Source organism: Arthrobacter sp. StoSoilA2, from assembly GCF_019977195.1.
In the GTDB taxonomy this organism is placed as follows: domain Bacteria; phylum Actinomycetota; class Actinomycetes; order Actinomycetales; family Micrococcaceae; genus Arthrobacter.
The window spans coordinates 332,070-347,059 of record NZ_AP024643.1; the positions used below are offsets into that span (position 1 = coordinate 332,070).

Here is a 14,990-nt window from a genome sequence, read left to right on the forward strand (position 1 = left end):
GGAACCGCAGGAGAACATCATGACTACCGCAACGGCGCGCATCTCCCGCCCGGGACATGCCACAGACAGAACATCACGAAACCAAGCATCGCGGGAACGCGCCCTGGCTTGGGCCCGGCGGGCTCCTCTGCTCCCGGCGCTGGTCTTCCTCATCATCGTCACCCAGCTCCCGTTCGTGGTGACCCTGATCATCTCGTTCCTGAACTGGAACAGCCTGAGCCCTGACAAGACAGCCTTCGCCGGCCTGGAGAACTACATCACGGTCCTCACCGATCCGGACCTTCGCCAGGCGATCCTGACCACCATCATCCTCACCGTCTCCGTGGTGCTCCTCAGCCTGGTGATCGGTCTCGGCCTTGCCCTTCTGCTGGACAAGAAGTTCATCGGCCGCGGCTTGGCACGGACCTTGCTGATCGCGCCGTTCCTGGTGGTGCCGGTCGCCGCAGCCCTGATCTGGAAGCACGCCCTGCTTAACCCCGCATATGGGCTCATCAACGGCATACTGACCTGGATCTGGTCCCTGTTCGGCAGCCAGACCCCGCCGCAACTGGACCTGTTGTCCCAGGCGCCGCTGATGGCCGTCATCGTGTCCCTGGTCTGGCAGTGGACCCCTTTCATGATGCTTATCCTCCTGGCGGGCCTGCAATCACGGCCCATGGACACCGTGGAAGCAGCCCAAATGGACGGCGCCACGCCGTGGGCTATCTTCCGGCACCTGACCCTGCCCCATCTTCGCCAGTATCTGGAGCTCGGTGGCCTGCTCGGCGCGATCTACATCGTGCAGAACTTCGACGCCGTCTTCACCCTGACCGCGGGCGGACTCGGCACAGCCAACCTGCCGTACGCGATCTACCAGACGTTCTACTTCGCAAACGAATACGGCCTGGCTTCAGCGGCGGGCGTGGTGGTGGTCATCGGAACCATCATTGTGGCCACGTTCGCACTCCGCACTGTCTTTTCGCTCTTCAAGAAGGAGGCAGCACGATGAGCACGCTCACTCCTGCCAAAGCCCACACCGCTTCCGCCCACAGCAGTTCGCAAACCGGTATCCGCCGTCGAGGCAAATCCCGTATGGACCCCACCAGCAACAACACCGCGGCCGGCCTTGCCGCCTGGCTCCTGGCGTTGTTGTTCGCCGCACCGGTCCTGTGGATGATACTGACCTCGTTCCACTCCGAAACCGATGCCGCTACCAACCCGCCCTCCATCGCGGCGAACCTCACCCTGGGCGCCTACAGGGAGTTCTTCGGAGACACGTCCGGGGTCAGCCCGTGGCCGTCGCTGATCAACTCCGCTACGGCCTCTGTCTTCTCCACTGTCCTGGTCCTGATCCTTGCCATTCCGGCCGCTTATGCGCTCTCCATCAGGCCCGTGAAGAAGTGGACGGACGTCATGTTCTTCTTCCTCTCCACGAAGATGATGCCCGTAGTAGCTGCAATCCTGCCGCTGTACCTCTTCGCCAGGACGGTCGGGGCCCTGGACAACATCTGGTTCCTGATCCTGATGTATACGTCCATGAACCTGCCCATCGCGGTGTGGATGATGCGCTCGTTCCTTGCCGAGGTTCCAGTGGAAATGCTGGAAGCAGCCCAGATCGACGGCGCCAACCTCATCCTCACGCTCCGCAAGGTCATAGCACCTGTAGCCATGCCCGGCATCGCAGCCACCGCGCTGATCTGCTTCATCTTCAGCTGGAACGAACTGCTCCTGGCGCGTGTGCTCACCGGCGTAGTGGCTGGCACTGCCCCCGTCTTCCTGACCGGCTTCGTATCAGGCCAGGGCCTCTTCCTCGCAAAGGTGTGTGCCGCCGCCGTCGTAATTTCCCTCCCGGTACTGTTCGCTGGCTTCGCCGCCCAGGACAAGCTCGTTCAAGGCCTTTCACTCGGTGCAGTGAAGTAACCAACTCCAAAGGAACCCACCATGACAACCTCAACGTCCCAGACCCCTCGGCTCGGACATCCCGAACTTCCCGCGACCATGCGTGCGTCCGTCCTGCAAAGCCAAGGCGAAATGACCATGGAGACGCTGCCCATTCCACACCTTGAGGCCGACCAGGTCCTGGTCCAGGTTTCGGCGGTTGGAGTTTGTGGAAGCGACGTCCATTACTACGAGCACGGGCGGATCGGCGACTTCGTAGTGGATCATCCTCTGATTCTCGGCCACGAACTCGCGGGGCGGATTGCCGCCGTCGGAAGTTCCGTTGATCCCGCCCGCATAGGTGCGAGGGTGGCGGTCGAACCTCAACGCCCGTGCCGAACGTGCAAGCAGTGCAAGGCCGGCCGCTACAATCTCTGCCCGGAGATGGAGTTCTATGCCACCCCGCCGGTGGACGGCGCCTTCGCCGAGTACGTCACCATCCAGGGCGACTTCGCCTACGACATCCCGGACAACGTCAGCGATGAAGCAGCCGCCCTGATCGAACCGCTCTCCGTAGGGCTTTGGGCCTGCGAGCGAGCGGAAATCAAGCCCGGCAGCCGGGTCCTGATCGCCGGTGCAGGCCCCATCGGGATCATCGCCGCCCAAGCCGCGCGTGCCTTCGGCGCGAGTGAAATCTGCATCACGGACATCGCTGAGGACCGGCTGGCTTTCGCCCTGGAACACGGCGCGACACACGCATTGAACGCGAAGACGGACAGCGTGGAAGGGCTCGACGTCGATGCCTTCATTGACGCTTCCGGCGCACCACAGGCGGTCCGTTCCGGGATTAAGGCCGTGGGACCTGCGGGCCGCGTGATCCTGGTGGGGCTCGGCGCGGACGACGTCGAACTGCCTGTTTCCTACATTCAGAATCGCGAGATCTGGATCTCCGGCGTCTTCCGATACACCAACACGTGGCCCCTGGCCATCCAGTTGCTGGCCGACGGCAAAGTGGACCTGGACATCCTGGTCACGGGCAGGTTCAGCCTGGCTGAATCCGAGGTAGCGCTAATGGCCGGCAAGCAGCCCGGCCAGCTCAAAGCCGTGGTCTACCCGGGCCGGTAGCGCTGGGTTCCAAAACTTTTTATGTAAACCCCGCGTCACGTTTCCGCGGGCCAAAGCACATATCCAGTGCCCAAGTCGTTGTACCGCGTAATGTGCCGTTGCCCTTTTCGGCGCATGTCCGCGGACAACGCTGAGTTGGCAGTGATGGATGTGGTGGGTTCTGGGGCCCACCCGGGGCGCCGTCACTGCGATACCGGGCTAGTGCGGTCGGTCGTCTGAGTCGCGACCGGCCGCATGTCCGGGGGCAGGATTCGTTTGCGCCGTTTGTGTCTTAGATCGTTCTATAGACTGGCTGCGGGCGAAGGAGGGCCACGATGGGAAAGCGTCCCACACTGATGGACGTCGCTGAAGCGGCAGGGGTTTCCCGTGCGCTCGTTTCCATCGTGATGCGGGACGCTCCTGGAGCCTCTGAAGCCACGCGGCTTAAAGTCCAGCAAGCGGCCAAGGAACTCGGCTACCGTCCCGATAGCCGTGCGCGTCTTCTCCGCAGCAGCAGGACGAGGCTGCTGGGTGTCAGCTTTTCCACGTCGCACCCGTTCCACGCCGAAATCGTCGATGCCGCTTACGCCGGAGCAACTGAGCGCGGCTACGATATCGCGCTAAGCGCAGTGGCCAACGGCCGGCCGGAATCGCGTGCCGTCGAGTCTCTGCTGGACCTGGGTTGTGAAGCCCTGATCATGATTTCTCCAGCGCTGGGGGAGGACGAGCTGGCCGGTTATGCCACAAGGCTCCCTGTGGTCAGCCTGCTCCGCGACGACGTCGGCGAATCCCTGGACTCGGTCAGCAGCGATGACGACGCCGGTATCCGCATCGCAGTGGAATATCTCACCTCGCTGGGGCATCAGAGAATTGCCCACGTAGACGGCGGGGACGCTGTTTCGAGTCCACAACGCCGCGACGCATTCCGGGCAGAGATGGCTGGCCGGGGGCTGGAAGCCCGGGTGATTCCCGGTGGCGCCACCGAAGAAGACGGCCTCCGGGCTGGTCGGGAGCTTCTGGAGGACCTGCCCACCGCCGTCCTTGCCTTCAACGATCGCTGCGCACTGGGCATCTGGGAAAGCTTCCGGGCAGCTGGGCTCAGCGTCCCTGAGGATGTGTCCGTCCTCGGTTACGACGACAGCCAGTTCGCCCGCCTTAGCTACGTCCAGTTGTCCTCGGTGAGCCAGGACGCTCCGCTCCTGGCGCGGGCCGCCGTCGACCGTGCCATCGATCGGCTGGAAGGCTCGACGCCGCCGGCGCACCTTGTGCGGACACCGCACCTCGTTATCCGCAACACGACCGGGCCCGCCCCAAAATAGCGGCGGCCGGCTCGGTGGGTTCGGGACTAGCGCACGCCAAGGGCCAGCCGCCCCTGAAAGCGGCCAGCGGTAAGTGAGGGAGGAGCCGGAGTTATGAAGCGCCCGACGGTGGGGCGTCGTCGTCGAAATCGGGCCCCTCGGCAGCATCCTGGCTGTGGATGCCGGTATCGTGCGAAACCCAGCCTTCCGTCTCTCCCTCTGCAGGAGCGTCGGTGTGGTGCCGGATGATGTGCTGTGTCTTGTCGTTTGCGTTCATTACGGATACTCCCTGTCCGTGCTTGGACTGCTTCCGTGAGTGCACTCAAGTCTACGCCGGCCCGGCTCTCTTGAGAGGTCCGCCCTGCGCTGAATCCTCGCCCGGAAACGCGCAGAACAGGCCTCTCAACGGGCCATACGAAGCTACGGGTGGCATAGGCTGAACGCAGTAGTTCTCCGCGAAACGACTAACTGCCATGCAGAGGTGAAGATGCCCAAGCGCCCCAACCCGGCGGTGAAAATCGCCCAAGAGACAGCCCACAACGCAGTATTCGACGCCCAAGGCAACACCAAGCCGGGTGTGCACAATGTCTTGCTGCGCGCCGTCGAAATCCAGCGGCCACTAGTCCTGGCAAACCTGCGCAGAATGCAGCGCAGGCATCCAAAGGCAACGCCCGCGCAGCTTGCCGCGAAACTGGAGCGCGACTACCTGGCCGCCATCACAGGCGGGGGAGCTGCCGTGGGGGCCACCGCCGTCGTGCCTGGTATCGGAACCGCAGCTTCGCTGGGACTCTCTGCCCTTGCCACCGTCGGGTTCCTGGAGACCACCGCGCTTTATGCATCAACACTGGCGGAGCTCCACGGCATCCGGCTGACGGACCCGGAACGGGCAAGGACGATGGTCATGGCCATCATGCTCGGCGAGGAAGGCACGTCTCTGCTGGGTGCCCTCAGCGGCCAGTCCCTTGGACGAGGCAAGGGCGTGACCAATGCCTGGGGCACGACACTCACCAAGAAGATTCCCGGCAGTGGCTTCGGCGTCATTCGCGATGCCATCCAGCGCGCGTTCCTGAAGAACCTCCTGAAGCGGCAAGGCTCCGCGTTCCTGGGACGAGCCCTGCCGTTTGGCGTTGGTGCCGTGGTGGGTGGTGCCGGAAACCTGATGATGGGCCGCGCCGTCGTCGCAACTGCCAAGGAAGCCTTTGGTCCGCTGCCCGATACGATCCCCGGCGAACTGCTGGCAGGCGCACCCACCAACGAGACCAACAACAATCTGACGCTGGAAGGCGGTAACAGTGGACCTCAACGCTGATCTGGGGGAGTCGTTCGGCTCCTGGACCATGGGCGACGACGCCTCGATGTTCCGCATCGTGAGCAGCGCCAACGTGGCCTGCGGTTTCCACGCAGGAGACCCACTGACCATGCTGGACAGCTGCCGTGCCGCGTTCGAACTGGACGTTCGCGTCGGCGCGCATGTGGGGTATCGGGACCTGGCCGGCTTTGGACGGCGCTCGCTGGACATGACCTTCGACGAACTGTTCGGCGATGTCCTGTACCAACTCGGCGCCCTGGACGGGATGGCCCATGCCGTGGGGGCTTCCGTGGATTACGTCAAACCGCACGGTGCCCTGTACAACAGGATCGTCCACGATCCCGACCAAGCTGAGGCCGTGGTCGCTGCAGTCCACGCCTACGATCCCGGGCTGCCGGTGCTGGGATTGCCGGACTCGGCCTGGCTGAAGCTGGCCGAGGAATCCGGACACCCGGTCTTCCGGGAAGCATTCGTGGACAGGGCCTACCTTCCTGACGGCACACTGGTCCCGCGGTCCGAGGAAGGCGCAGTGCTGCACGACCCCGCAGCCGTAGTCGCCCAGGCCGTTCGGCTGGCGACGCGTAAAGAAGTGGTGGCCGTGGACGGAACCATTGTCCCGGTCAGCGCCGATTCCCTCTGCATCCATGGCGATACTCCTGGGGCTGTGAACATGGCCGCCGCCGTTCGGGCAGGCTTGGAGGAAGCAGGCGTGGAAATTGATGCGTTCGCCTAGTTTGTCCTGGAACGTGCCATGAGCAAGAGGTACTTGAGGAGGTTTTAATGGGTGCCGTTGCTGTTGATCCGGGCCCCTTGACCCTGGCTCTTTCACCTGACCAGGCCTTGGACCGCGCTTCCCTGCACCTTGCCAACGCAATGCTGGGCAACCCTGACTCTGCGGGCGGCCTGGAGATACTTTTGGGTGGTCTCCGGCTCCGGTTCGTCACGGCCTCGGCCTTGGCCATCACGGGCGCGGAAGGCGTGGTCAAGCTCAACGGCTCCGAGCTGCCGTTCAACAAGGCTGTCCGCGTCAGCCCGGGGGCGGTATTGGAGTTTGGGCCGGCGCTGTTCGGGATCCGGTACTACCTGGCCGTTCAGGGTGGCATCGAACCCCAGACGGAACCCCTTCGCGCCGCCGGCTCGCTTACTTTCGGACGCGCCCACGGCCACAATATTTCGACGGAGAACCACGCCCCGCGTCGGGCCCTGGATCCCGAACGTCCGGTGGTGGCCCGAGTGGAGCGGGGTCCACAAGCCGAAAATTACGACGCCGGTACCTGGCTTCGGTTGACCAGCGAACCATGGATCCTCTCGCCGGAATCGGACCGGGTAGGTGCCCGGTTGGTGGGGCGCCCACTCGGGCCCGCCGGTGCGACGGCGGTGGCGGGCGCCACTGGGCCGGCCACGACTCCAGCACCCCAGGCACAACCGTTGCTTTCAGGCTCGGTCCTGTTGCCGCCGTCGGGCTTTCCCGTCATTGCGCTCGCCGGCCACCCGCCGACGAGCAAGTCCCCCGTGATCGCAGTTGTTCGCGACGAAGACCTGGACCTGCTGGGCCAAGCGCGGCCGGGACAGATGGTTCATTTGCTCGGGTGACGTGAGAAGGTCGCCGATCGTTTTTCTCAGTGGCGGTCGATTGTGAGAATCGGATGGCTCGATTTTCTCATAAACAGCGAATCGTGAGAAAATGGGCTGGTCGATCTTCTCAAGGAGAGCCATGCGCAGTGAACGCGACGAAGAGTTTGGCGGCCTTGCTTGGCCGTCAATCAGCCACGAAGAGCATCCCTGGGCAGCGGACGCTGAGCCGGGAACGTCCAGGCGTCAACGGCTCTTGGCACGCGGCCCCTACGAAGCTGCCATCCCGGCAGAAATTGCCCGCCTCGATCCTCAGGTTGATTCCCGCACCCAGTCGCTTGTTGAGGCAGCCACTGTGGAAATGGTCCGGTTCGACGCCGAGCTGGGACAGGAATCTGCGCCGTTCGCAGCGTTGCTGCTCCGAAGTGAGTCCGCATCGAGTTCCCAGATCGAGAACCTTACGGCCGGTGCGCGGAAGATCCTGCTGGCGCAATTAGGCGACCGCTCGAGTCCTGACGCTGCACTGATTGCGTCCAATGTGGATGCCATGGAGGCCGCAATTGCCTTGTCTGAAGACCTCAGCGTCCAGAATATCGGAGCCATGCATCACACCCTGCTGGCTTCCTCCGACCAAGTCATAGCTGGGGAATACCGGACCAGCCAAGTTTGGATCCAGGGCAACTCACCCCACTCAGCGGAGTTCGTGCCGCCCCATCACGGTCGTGTTATGGCAGCCATGGAGGACCTGGTCGAGTTCATGCGCCGAGACGACATCCCCGCTCTGACTCAAGCTGCCTTGGCACACGCACAGTTCGAAACCATCCACCCTTTTGCGGACGGCAACGGCCGCACGGGCAGGGCGATCGTCAGCGCCTTGCTCCGCGCTAAAGGGGTAACGGAAAAGGTAACCATCCCCGTTTCTTCAGGGCTGCTGACCAATACCCGGCTCTACTTCGACTCCTTGGGTGACTACCGTCAGGGAACAATCCTGCCCATCATTGAGCGTTTTGCCGAGTCTTCCATGCTCGCCGTGGAAAATGGCCGGTTGCTGGCGGAGGACATCCGGACTGCACAGAAGGAGTTCGTCGCAAAGATCGGATCTGCTCAGGAATCCGTGCTTAAAGTCCTTGAGCTGTTGCCCCGCGAGCCCGCAATCACCGCTGAGATGGCAGCCGATTACGCCAAGGTCTCGCAGGCAACGGCGTACAGGGCAGTGCAACGGCTGGAAGCGGCTGGGGTGCTGACTCCCGCCGGGAAAGTGCGTGGGGTCAGCGTATGGCTGGCACGTGACATCATCGCAGCGCTGGACGACTTCGCTGCACGGTCTGGCCGCCGCGTCCGCCGCTGACGGCCTTAGCCGAACAGCAGGTGCGCCACCGTGAAGATCGCGAGCCCGGCCAGGGCACCCACGACGGTTCCGTTGATACGGATGTACTGGAGGTCCTTGCCCACTTGCAGCTCGATCTTCTGGGACGTTTCCTCGGCATCCCATCGAGCGACCGTGTCTGAGATGACGCCTGCGATGTCCGATCGGTAGGTGTTCACGAGGTAGCCCGCAGCGTCGCCAATCCAGGCGTTGATCTTGCCGGCGAGCTCGGCGTCGTTGACCAGCCGCGAACCGAAGTCCCGGACGGCGCTCTTGAACCGCTGGCTGAGTTCGCTGTCGGGATCGTCGACGGCGGTGAGCAGCGCATTCTTGACCGTTCCCCAGGTGCGCGAGGCCAATTCCCGGACTTCAGGATCACCTAGGATCTGGGCCTTGATGGTCTCGGCGCGCTCGATCATGGCAGGATCATGTTGCAGGTCCTGCGCCAGGTCGGTCAGATAAGCGTCGATCGATTTGCGAACTTGATGGTTCTGGTCATTTTGCACCGCGCGTACGAACTTCAGGAGTTCGACGTACACCTTGTCGCTCACCAGCCCATCCACGAACGTCGGCACCCACACTGGCGAGCGGTCCGAAACCAGCCTGTTGACCGTTGCATGGTTGGCATCCATCCAATCGGCGGCACGATCCACCAGCAGGTCCACCAGCTTGTGGTGATGCCCGTCAGCGAAGATCCGTTCCGCCATCCGGCCCACGGGCGGTCCCCACGGCGGGGTGAGCAGGTGCTTGCGGACCATGCCCTCAATAACTGCTTGCACGTCGTCGTCGTTCAGCACGGTGAACGCGCCGCGGATCATCGCGCCGCCTTCCTTGGCCACACGTTCGGCGCCTCCCGGCCCGGATAGCCAACGGCCCGCCTTGCGGGCAATGTCAATGCTCGCCAACTTGTCCTGCACAACTTCCTGTGACAGGAAGTTGCTCTCCACGAACTCACTCAGCGATTCGCCGATCTGGTCTTTTCGGCGGGGAATGATGGCTGTATGCGGGATCTTCAAGCCCATGGGGTACTTGAACAGCGCCGTGACCGCGAACCAGTCAGCCAAAGCACCGACCATGCCACCCTCGGCCGCAGCCCTGACATACTCAAGCCATGGGTACTGCTTCTGGAAAGCGAACGCCAGCATGAACACAATGGCCATGCCTATCAACAGCGCCAGGGCCAGTCGTTTCATGCGGCGCAGAGCCGCTGCCTTTTCCTCGTCACCAGCAGAACGGCCGACGACGGCGGACCCCTGTTGAGTGGCTCCGGAAGCTGTCGCTTGGGCTGGCTGGGCTTGGTTGGTGAGGTCTTCGGCCGGGATTTGTTCAGAGTTCACCTGCATTAGCCCAGCGTAGCCCCGTGCGTGCAGCCGCGTGGGCTACCGTGGCTGCATGACTAGCGACGATTTGGCCCCTCGCCGGCCCAAGGTCTACGCACACCGCGGCGCCAGTGCTGCGTTCGCGGAACACACCCGTGCGGCCTACCTCAAGGCGATTGCTGACGGAGCTGATGGCGTTGAGTGCGACGTCCACTTGACCCGGGACCAGCACGTGGTCCTTCTGCATGATGCCAACCTGGACCGCACTTCCACCGGCACCGGCCCGGTCTCGGAGAAGACCCTTGAGGAACTCCGGGCCTTGGACTTCTCCTCCTGGAAGGGCGCCCGGATACCGGATGCCTACGGCGGGATCGCTGATCAATTCCTTACCCTGCCGGAACTGCTGGACATTCTGCGTGGCGCGCGGCGCGAGATAGGTTTGGCGATCGAGCTCAAGCACCCCAGCCCCTACCAGCTCAACCTTGAGGACAGGGTTCTGGACGTGCTGCTCAGTGAGGGATGGATACCCGGGGAGTCCCGGCTTGAGAACATGCAGGTCTCTTTCATGAGCTTCGATTCCGACTCGATCCAACACCTGCTGAAGAAGGTCCCAGCCCAGTACATTTGCCAGTTGGTGGACAACTTTTCGGTGCAGGAGCTTCGGCAAGAGCTGGGCCTGGGTCCGATCACGGCAGGTGCGGTGGCCAACGTCATGAAGGCAACCCAGTTGGAGGCTGAACGCATCCTTGATCACGGCGAGGTAGGGATTGCCGGGCCAGGCATCGACTACGTGCGGGAACATGCCCGCAACGTCCAACGCTGGCTGGAATCCGGCAGGGTATTCAGGGTCTGGACCGTGGACTCGGAGAAGGACGTAGCTCTGTGCCAGGGGCTGGGCATCCATGAGATCACCACGAACAAACCCGCGCAGGTCCTGGCCCAGCTTCAGGTCCCAAGCAGATAACACCGAACTTTGGGCCCCACCGCGCTTGTGATTGAGTGGTCTCATGTCATTTCGCTGGTCAGCCCGTGCCACCCAAACCACTTCCGCAATCGGTCTGAGCGCACTTCTCCTGGCGAGTGCCATGAAGCATTTCCGCACACCTGGGTTCTACTACCCGGTTGTGCCTGATTACCTGTGCCGCAGCGACGAGCCGGGGAGCCAGCCAAATGGTCCACTGGCTCTTATGTCCCGTGAGGAATGGGTCGCTTCCAGCGGCCTGCTCGAGGCGACTGCCGCCGTCGGGCTCCTCATCCCGGCCACCCGCAAAGTGGCTGCGGACGCCACGACAGCGATGTTTACCGTATTCCTAGCAGGGCATATTGATGCCCTCCGCCGTGCCGTTGGTCCCAACGGCACGCCCAGCCAGCGACGCATCCACACGCTGAGATTGCCTCTTCAGGTTCCGCTCATCCTGTGGTCCTGGAGCCTGCGGAAGTGAGTGGAGGTCCAGCAGTTCCCTTGAAACTCAAGGACTCGCCAGCTTTCAAGATTGCCCTGTCGCTGAGCATTGCCACAGGCCTCTATGGCGTGTCCTTTGGTGCGCTTTCCGTGGCGTCAGGTTTCGATTTCTGGCAAACAATGGTGCTGAGTCTTTTGCTGTTCAGTGGAGGTTCCCAGTTCGCGTTCATCGGCGTAGTGGCGGGTGGGGGATCCGGGGTAGCAGCGATGACGGCCAGCGCTTTGCTGGGGCTGCGCAACGGAATATATGGCATGCAGATCAATGCCATGCTGCGTCCACATGGATGGCGGCGATATATCTCGGCCCACCTGACGATTGACGAGTCAACAGCGACGGCGTCCGGCCAGTCGGATCTCGACGAGCAACGCCGCGGATTTTGGACTGCCGGCATCGGAATATTCATTCTCTGGAATATCTTTACTGCCATTGGTGCGCTGGCCGGCGACGCCATGGGCGATCCCAAACAGTGGGGCTTGGACGGTGCTGCCGTTGCTGCGTTCCTGGCATTGCTGTGGCCCCGCCTGAAGGGACGCGAACCCTGGGCCATAGCCGCGGCGTGTGCACTTGCGACGATTCTCGCCGTGCCGTTTGTTCCCTCGGGAGTTCCCATTTTGGTTGCTGCGCTGGTGGCCGGTGTGATCGGTTGGTTCAGCCACGCACGGATGGATGAAGGACTTGAGCCGGACGTCGACCCGTACGCGCGCAAGCAGGGACACGGAGATAACCACACTGCCGGCAGGGGGAACGAATGAACCTCTGGCTCTGGATCCTCATCGCCTGTGCGCTTGCGTACCTGACCAAGCTGGTGGGCTATTTTGTCCCGGCCAAGCTGCTGCAGAGCCCGAGGATTATGCACATCGCAGGCACCATGACCATTGGGCTGCTGGCGTCCCTGACAGTGGTCAACGCCCTCGCTTCAGGACAGGGGCTCGTTTTGGACGCACGCATTGGCGCACTGGCGGCAGCCGCCGTCGCTCTTTGGCTTCGCGCGCCGTTCCTGGTGGTGGTTATCTCGGGTGCTGCCGCAGCGGCACTCCTGAGGTTGCTCGGCTGGGGCTAGCTGCTAGACGTCGTCGGTGAGCGTGACGCCCGGGATGGGTGATTGTTCCGGGAGCGGGCGGGAGGGACGTTCTGTCCGGATAGCGTCTTCAATGAGCGCCACAGGACGCTTCCAGGCTTCGGACCCGGGTTCCATGGTGTCCACGGCGCCGATCAGCATGGCAAGGAGCCGGACCATATCCTCGATGGTGATATCGCGGCGCAGCGAACCCTGACCCTGACCGCGCTCCAGGAGCGTGGCCATGGAGCCGATAAGGCCGCCGGTAATGCCCATGAGGAGTCCGCGTCGGCCCGCGACGGCGTCGAGCAGGTTGGCGTCTTCGCTTGCCACCCCCATGACGGCATCGATGACGTTGATGAGACCCTCGGCGGCGTCCATGCCTTCGAGGGACGCATCCGCGACGGGATCTACATGCTGGCGAAGTTGGCGGGACAGGGCCGCAAGTACCAATTGTTCTTTATCGGAGAAGTTGCGGAACAGCGTAGCCGGACCTACTCCTGCCGTGGCGGCGATGGTCTGCAGGGGAACTTCGGGGCCGTGTTCCCGGAAGCACTGCCGGGCTGCGGTGATGATTTTGTCCACATTTCGGGCAGCGTCGGCCCTGAGGGGCTTGCGTTCAGAGGGCTGTTCCATGCTTGTCAGGGTAGCAACGGACAGGGGTTGAGCCTTTGTTACGCGGGAGTAGGCCGTTATGTGACAAACCAGTACGTGAAACACTGGATTTCATGTTGCTTGCATTCTCAGTCGCCCCTTCAGGCCAGCCCGCTTCCGCCACCAACGGCGGACCCACCCCCGACGCCTCCGTGCACGATGCCGTGGCCGCCGCGGTCAAGATCGTCCGCGAGTCCGGATTGCCGAACCAGACGGACTCCATGTTCACCACCATCGAAGGCGAATGGGACGAGGTTTTTGACGTCGTTAAGCGGGCGACGGAGGCTGTGGGGCGGTTTGGCAGCCGCGTCTCCTTGGTGATCAAAGCGGACATCCGGCCCGGTTACAGCGGTGAACTGACCGGCAAGGTAGAGCGTCTGGAAGAGGCTATTTCCACCACGGATTAGCTCTTTCCCCTGTCAGTGACCAGTGCAAGACTGGGGGCCATGATTGAACACGTGGCTGAACCCGGTTGGATTGACGTCGAGCATTACCTGACTGACGTCGTCGTGCGTCCTGATCCTGCCCACAAGCGCGCCCTGGCATCTGCAGTCGAGGCGGGCATGCCACAGATAGAAGTGGCGCCGAATGCCGGCAAGCTGCTCAAGATGCTCGTGCAGGTGTCCGGAGCCAGGCACGTCCTGGAGATTGGTACGTTGGCCGGTTTCAGCAGTATCTGGATGGCCCAGGGACTTCCCGACGACGGCCGGCTGGTGACGTGCGAGTACCTCCAAAAGCATGCTGACGTCGCACGGGCGAACGTGGACGCGGCCGGGGTGGGGCACAAGGTGGACATCAGGGTAGGTGCCGCATTGGACACGCTGCCCACATTGGTGGGCGAGGAATCGTTCGATTTTGTGTTCATCGACGCGGACAAGGAGAACGACCCCAATTATCTTGACTGGGCCATCCGTCTTGGCCATCCCGGCACGGTAATCGTGATCGACAACGTCATCTGGGACGGCTCCATCCTGGAGCCTGCGCGGGACGAGGTGAACGCGCCGGGAATCGTCAAGGCCTTGGAAATGCTTGGCCAGGACCCACGTCTTGATTCCACGGCCATCCAGACTGTGGGCAGCAAGGGCTGGGACGGTTTCGCCATCGCCAGGGTGCGGTAGCCGATGGATTTCACGCTGCGCCCGGCAACTGTTGAGGACGCCGAAGCCATGACCATCATGCATGTCCAGTCCTGGCGGGAGAGTTATGGGCATTTGCTGCCGCCGGAATTCTTCGCGAAGCAGGAAGCTGCCCTGCCGGAGAGGATCGAGCGGTACAGGGCCTTGATCGCGGCGGGCCATCCGCGAATGCTGGCCCATGATCCCGATGGTGAATTGGTAGGAATCGCGGCTTCAGGACCGGGCAGGGATGAGGATAGCCCCTGTGACGTAGAGCTGTTCATGCTGTACACACTGCAGCGGGTCCATGGCCGCGGCGTAGGCCAGGCGCTGGTGGACGAGCTCTTGGGTGATGGTCCGGCCTATCTGTGGGTCCTCGATGATAATCCGCGGGCCCAGGCCTTCTACCGTCGCAACGGCTTCGTGCCCGATGGCAAGCGGCAGCTGTGCGATCCCTCGTGGTACTTACTGCCGGAACATCGGATGGTGCGTCCCGCCGTCGGGCTTTAAGGTTGGGACTCCTTGCCTTCAGGCGTGTTCATGATGGCGCGGCCTGGGGCGCCTGGCTGCCCGTGGCCTGGGCAGGAGATGCCGTAGCCGTCCTTGGCGTGCGCCGGGTGCGGGTTGCGTGGTGCCGGGGTGTTCGTCCTCGGGCGGTTCCTCCAGGAGGCTGGGCGGTTTGGGCACCCGGGCAATCAGTAGGCAGACCACGGTCAGCCAGGCGAACGCGACCGTAAACACCTCCACCCAAACCGATCCCAAAGCTTCCATGAAGAGATCCTATGGCCCAATGACGCTAAGTGGTAAGCATCCTTATTAAATGCTTCGATGGAACGCGATGATGCGCGACTCCACTAGGCTGGAGCCATGACTCAG

19 protein-coding genes are annotated in these 14,990 nt (G+C 62.8%); 15 read left to right on the forward strand and 4 right to left on the reverse strand.

Annotated features, from left to right (window positions below):
• The first annotated feature begins 19 nt into the window (after positions 1-19).
• From LDN82_RS01615 to LDN82_RS01630, 4 genes are all read left to right on the forward strand, one after another.
• Complete coding sequence (locus tag LDN82_RS01615; protein WP_224166125.1) at positions 20-988, forward strand: sugar ABC transporter permease; 969 nt, start codon at positions 20-22, stop codon at positions 986-988.
• Positions 985-1,899, forward strand: a complete 915-nt coding sequence (locus LDN82_RS01620) for a carbohydrate ABC transporter permease (protein WP_224166126.1) — start codon at positions 985-987, stop codon at positions 1,897-1,899. Before LDN82_RS01615 ends, LDN82_RS01620 begins: the two co-directional genes overlap by 4 nt.
• Before the next feature lie 21 nt (positions 1,900-1,920).
• A complete protein-coding gene (locus LDN82_RS01625; protein WP_224166127.1) occupies positions 1,921-2,982 on the forward strand; it encodes an NAD(P)-dependent alcohol dehydrogenase in 1,062 nt (353 codons plus the stop codon).
• Between the two features lie 314 nt (positions 2,983-3,296).
• Positions 3,297-4,280: a LacI family DNA-binding transcriptional regulator gene (locus LDN82_RS01630; protein WP_224166128.1), complete on the forward strand. Its 984-nt coding sequence runs from the start codon at positions 3,297-3,299 to the stop codon at positions 4,278-4,280.
• Between the two features lie 91 nt (positions 4,281-4,371).
• Here the strand turns inward: LDN82_RS01630 and LDN82_RS01635 are convergent, their stop codons facing one another.
• Complete coding sequence (locus LDN82_RS01635; protein WP_224166129.1) at positions 4,372-4,536, reverse strand: hypothetical protein; 165 nt, start codon at positions 4,534-4,536, stop codon at positions 4,372-4,374.
• A gap of 210 nt (positions 4,537-4,746) precedes the next feature.
• On the opposite strand from LDN82_RS01635, the gene LDN82_RS01640 reads away from it, so the two are divergent.
• The 4 genes from LDN82_RS01640 (at position 4,747) to LDN82_RS01655 (ending at position 8,488) form a co-directional block, all read left to right on the forward strand.
• Complete coding sequence (locus LDN82_RS01640; RefSeq protein ID WP_224166130.1) at positions 4,747-5,568, forward strand: hypothetical protein; 822 nt, start codon at positions 4,747-4,749, stop codon at positions 5,566-5,568.
• Entirely contained in the window at positions 5,552-6,301 is a 750-nt protein-coding gene (locus LDN82_RS01645; protein ID WP_224166131.1) for a 5-oxoprolinase subunit PxpA, read from the forward strand. The genes LDN82_RS01640 and LDN82_RS01645 overlap by 17 nt, the downstream gene beginning before the upstream one ends.
• A 47-nt stretch (positions 6,302-6,348) precedes the next feature.
• The gene (locus LDN82_RS01650) at positions 6,349-7,161 is read left to right on the forward strand and encodes a biotin-dependent carboxyltransferase family protein (protein ID WP_224166132.1); all 813 of its coding nucleotides are present in this window, start codon (positions 6,349-6,351) and stop codon (positions 7,159-7,161) included.
• 121 nt (positions 7,162-7,282) lie between these two features.
• Positions 7,283-8,488, forward strand: coding sequence for a Fic family protein (locus LDN82_RS01655; protein ID WP_224166133.1), 1,206 nt, complete (start codon positions 7,283-7,285; stop codon positions 8,486-8,488).
• Between the two features lie 5 nt (positions 8,489-8,493).
• On the opposite strand, the gene LDN82_RS01660 is transcribed toward LDN82_RS01655, so the two are convergent.
• Positions 8,494-9,849 carry a DUF445 family protein gene (locus LDN82_RS01660; protein ID WP_224166134.1) on the reverse strand — a complete coding sequence of 452 codons (1,356 nt, stop codon included), beginning with the start codon at positions 9,847-9,849 and terminating at the stop codon, positions 8,494-8,496.
• Between the two features lie 49 nt (positions 9,850-9,898).
• On the opposite strand from LDN82_RS01660, the gene LDN82_RS01665 reads away from it, so the two are divergent.
• From LDN82_RS01665 to LDN82_RS01680, 4 genes are read left to right on the forward strand one after another with little or no spacing between them, the layout of a single operon-like run.
• Complete coding sequence (locus LDN82_RS01665) at positions 9,899-10,789, forward strand: glycerophosphodiester phosphodiesterase family protein (protein ID WP_224166135.1); 891 nt, start codon at positions 9,899-9,901, stop codon at positions 10,787-10,789.
• A 43-nt stretch (positions 10,790-10,832) separates the two neighbouring features.
• Entirely contained in the window at positions 10,833-11,267 is a 435-nt protein-coding gene (locus LDN82_RS01670) for a hypothetical protein (protein ID WP_224166136.1), read from the forward strand.
• A 20-nt stretch (positions 11,268-11,287) separates the two neighbouring features.
• Positions 11,288-12,040, forward strand: coding sequence for an AzlC family ABC transporter permease (locus tag LDN82_RS01675; protein WP_224166137.1), 753 nt, complete (start codon positions 11,288-11,290; stop codon positions 12,038-12,040).
• Positions 12,037-12,348 (forward strand): AzlD domain-containing protein, encoded by a 312-nt coding sequence (locus tag LDN82_RS01680; RefSeq protein WP_223947666.1) that lies wholly within the window; start codon positions 12,037-12,039, stop codon positions 12,346-12,348. The genes LDN82_RS01675 and LDN82_RS01680 overlap by 4 nt, the downstream gene beginning before the upstream one ends.
• A gap of 3 nt (positions 12,349-12,351) precedes the next feature.
• On the opposite strand, the gene LDN82_RS01685 is transcribed toward LDN82_RS01680, so the two are convergent.
• The gene (locus LDN82_RS01685; protein WP_224094902.1) at positions 12,352-12,981 is read right to left on the reverse strand and encodes a TetR/AcrR family transcriptional regulator; all 630 of its coding nucleotides are present in this window, start codon (positions 12,979-12,981) and stop codon (positions 12,352-12,354) included.
• Between the two features lie 92 nt (positions 12,982-13,073).
• On the opposite strand from LDN82_RS01685, the gene LDN82_RS01690 reads away from it, so the two are divergent.
• Genes LDN82_RS01690 through LDN82_RS01700 form a run of 3 tightly spaced genes read left to right on the forward strand, consistent with a single transcriptional unit; the run spans position 13,074 to position 14,624 of the window.
• Complete coding sequence (locus tag LDN82_RS01690) at positions 13,074-13,406, forward strand: thiamine-binding protein (RefSeq protein ID WP_224094903.1); 333 nt, start codon at positions 13,074-13,076, stop codon at positions 13,404-13,406.
• Positions 13,407-13,445: 39 nt separating this feature from the next.
• Positions 13,446-14,117, forward strand: a complete 672-nt coding sequence (locus LDN82_RS01695) for an O-methyltransferase (protein WP_224166138.1) — start codon at positions 13,446-13,448, stop codon at positions 14,115-14,117.
• A 3-nt stretch (positions 14,118-14,120) separates the two neighbouring features.
• A complete protein-coding gene (locus LDN82_RS01700; protein ID WP_224166139.1) occupies positions 14,121-14,624 on the forward strand; it encodes an N-acetyltransferase in 504 nt (167 codons plus the stop codon).
• Between the two features lie 18 nt (positions 14,625-14,642).
• Here LDN82_RS01700 and LDN82_RS01705 read toward each other — a convergent pair whose 3' ends face one another.
• On the reverse strand, positions 14,643-14,885 hold the full coding sequence (locus LDN82_RS01705) for a hypothetical protein (protein ID WP_224166140.1): 243 nt from the start codon (positions 14,883-14,885) through the stop codon (positions 14,643-14,645).
• Positions 14,886-14,990 lie beyond the last annotated feature (105 nt).

Excerpts from the sequence above, each read along its gene's own strand:
- LDN82_RS01660 (WP_224166134.1), bottom strand. The coding sequence starts at position 9,849 with ATGCAGGTGAACTCTGAACAAATCCCGGCCGAAGACCTCACCAACCAA.
- LDN82_RS01680 (WP_223947666.1), top strand. The coding sequence starts at position 12,037 with ATGAACCTCTGGCTCTGGATCCTCATCGCCTGTGCGCTTGCGTACCTG.
- LDN82_RS01625 (WP_224166127.1), top strand. The coding sequence starts at position 1,921 with ATGACAACCTCAACGTCCCAGACCCCTCGGCTCGGACATCCCGAACTT.
- LDN82_RS01685 (WP_224094902.1), bottom strand. The coding sequence starts at position 12,981 with ATGGAACAGCCCTCTGAACGCAAGCCCCTCAGGGCCGACGCTGCCCGA.
- LDN82_RS01635 (WP_224166129.1), bottom strand. The coding sequence starts at position 4,536 with ATGAACGCAAACGACAAGACACAGCACATCATCCGGCACCACACCGAC.
- LDN82_RS01630 (WP_224166128.1), top strand. The coding sequence starts at position 3,297 with ATGGGAAAGCGTCCCACACTGATGGACGTCGCTGAAGCGGCAGGGGTT.
- LDN82_RS01665 (WP_224166135.1), top strand. The coding sequence starts at position 9,899 with ATGACTAGCGACGATTTGGCCCCTCGCCGGCCCAAGGTCTACGCACAC.
- LDN82_RS01700 (WP_224166139.1), top strand. The coding sequence starts at position 14,121 with ATGGATTTCACGCTGCGCCCGGCAACTGTTGAGGACGCCGAAGCCATG.
- LDN82_RS01620 (WP_224166126.1), top strand. The coding sequence starts at position 985 with ATGAGCACGCTCACTCCTGCCAAAGCCCACACCGCTTCCGCCCACAGC.
- LDN82_RS01690 (WP_224094903.1), top strand. The coding sequence starts at position 13,074 with ATGTTGCTTGCATTCTCAGTCGCCCCTTCAGGCCAGCCCGCTTCCGCC.
- LDN82_RS01705 (WP_224166140.1), bottom strand. The coding sequence starts at position 14,885 with ATGGAAGCTTTGGGATCGGTTTGGGTGGAGGTGTTTACGGTCGCGTTC.
- LDN82_RS01670 (WP_224166136.1), top strand. The coding sequence starts at position 10,833 with ATGTCATTTCGCTGGTCAGCCCGTGCCACCCAAACCACTTCCGCAATC.
- LDN82_RS01650 (WP_224166132.1), top strand. The coding sequence starts at position 6,349 with ATGGGTGCCGTTGCTGTTGATCCGGGCCCCTTGACCCTGGCTCTTTCA.
- LDN82_RS01615 (WP_224166125.1), top strand. The coding sequence starts at position 20 with ATGACTACCGCAACGGCGCGCATCTCCCGCCCGGGACATGCCACAGAC.
- LDN82_RS01655 (WP_224166133.1), top strand. The coding sequence starts at position 7,283 with ATGCGCAGTGAACGCGACGAAGAGTTTGGCGGCCTTGCTTGGCCGTCA.
- LDN82_RS01640 (WP_224166130.1), top strand. The coding sequence starts at position 4,747 with ATGCCCAAGCGCCCCAACCCGGCGGTGAAAATCGCCCAAGAGACAGCC.
- LDN82_RS01695 (WP_224166138.1), top strand. The coding sequence starts at position 13,446 with ATGATTGAACACGTGGCTGAACCCGGTTGGATTGACGTCGAGCATTAC.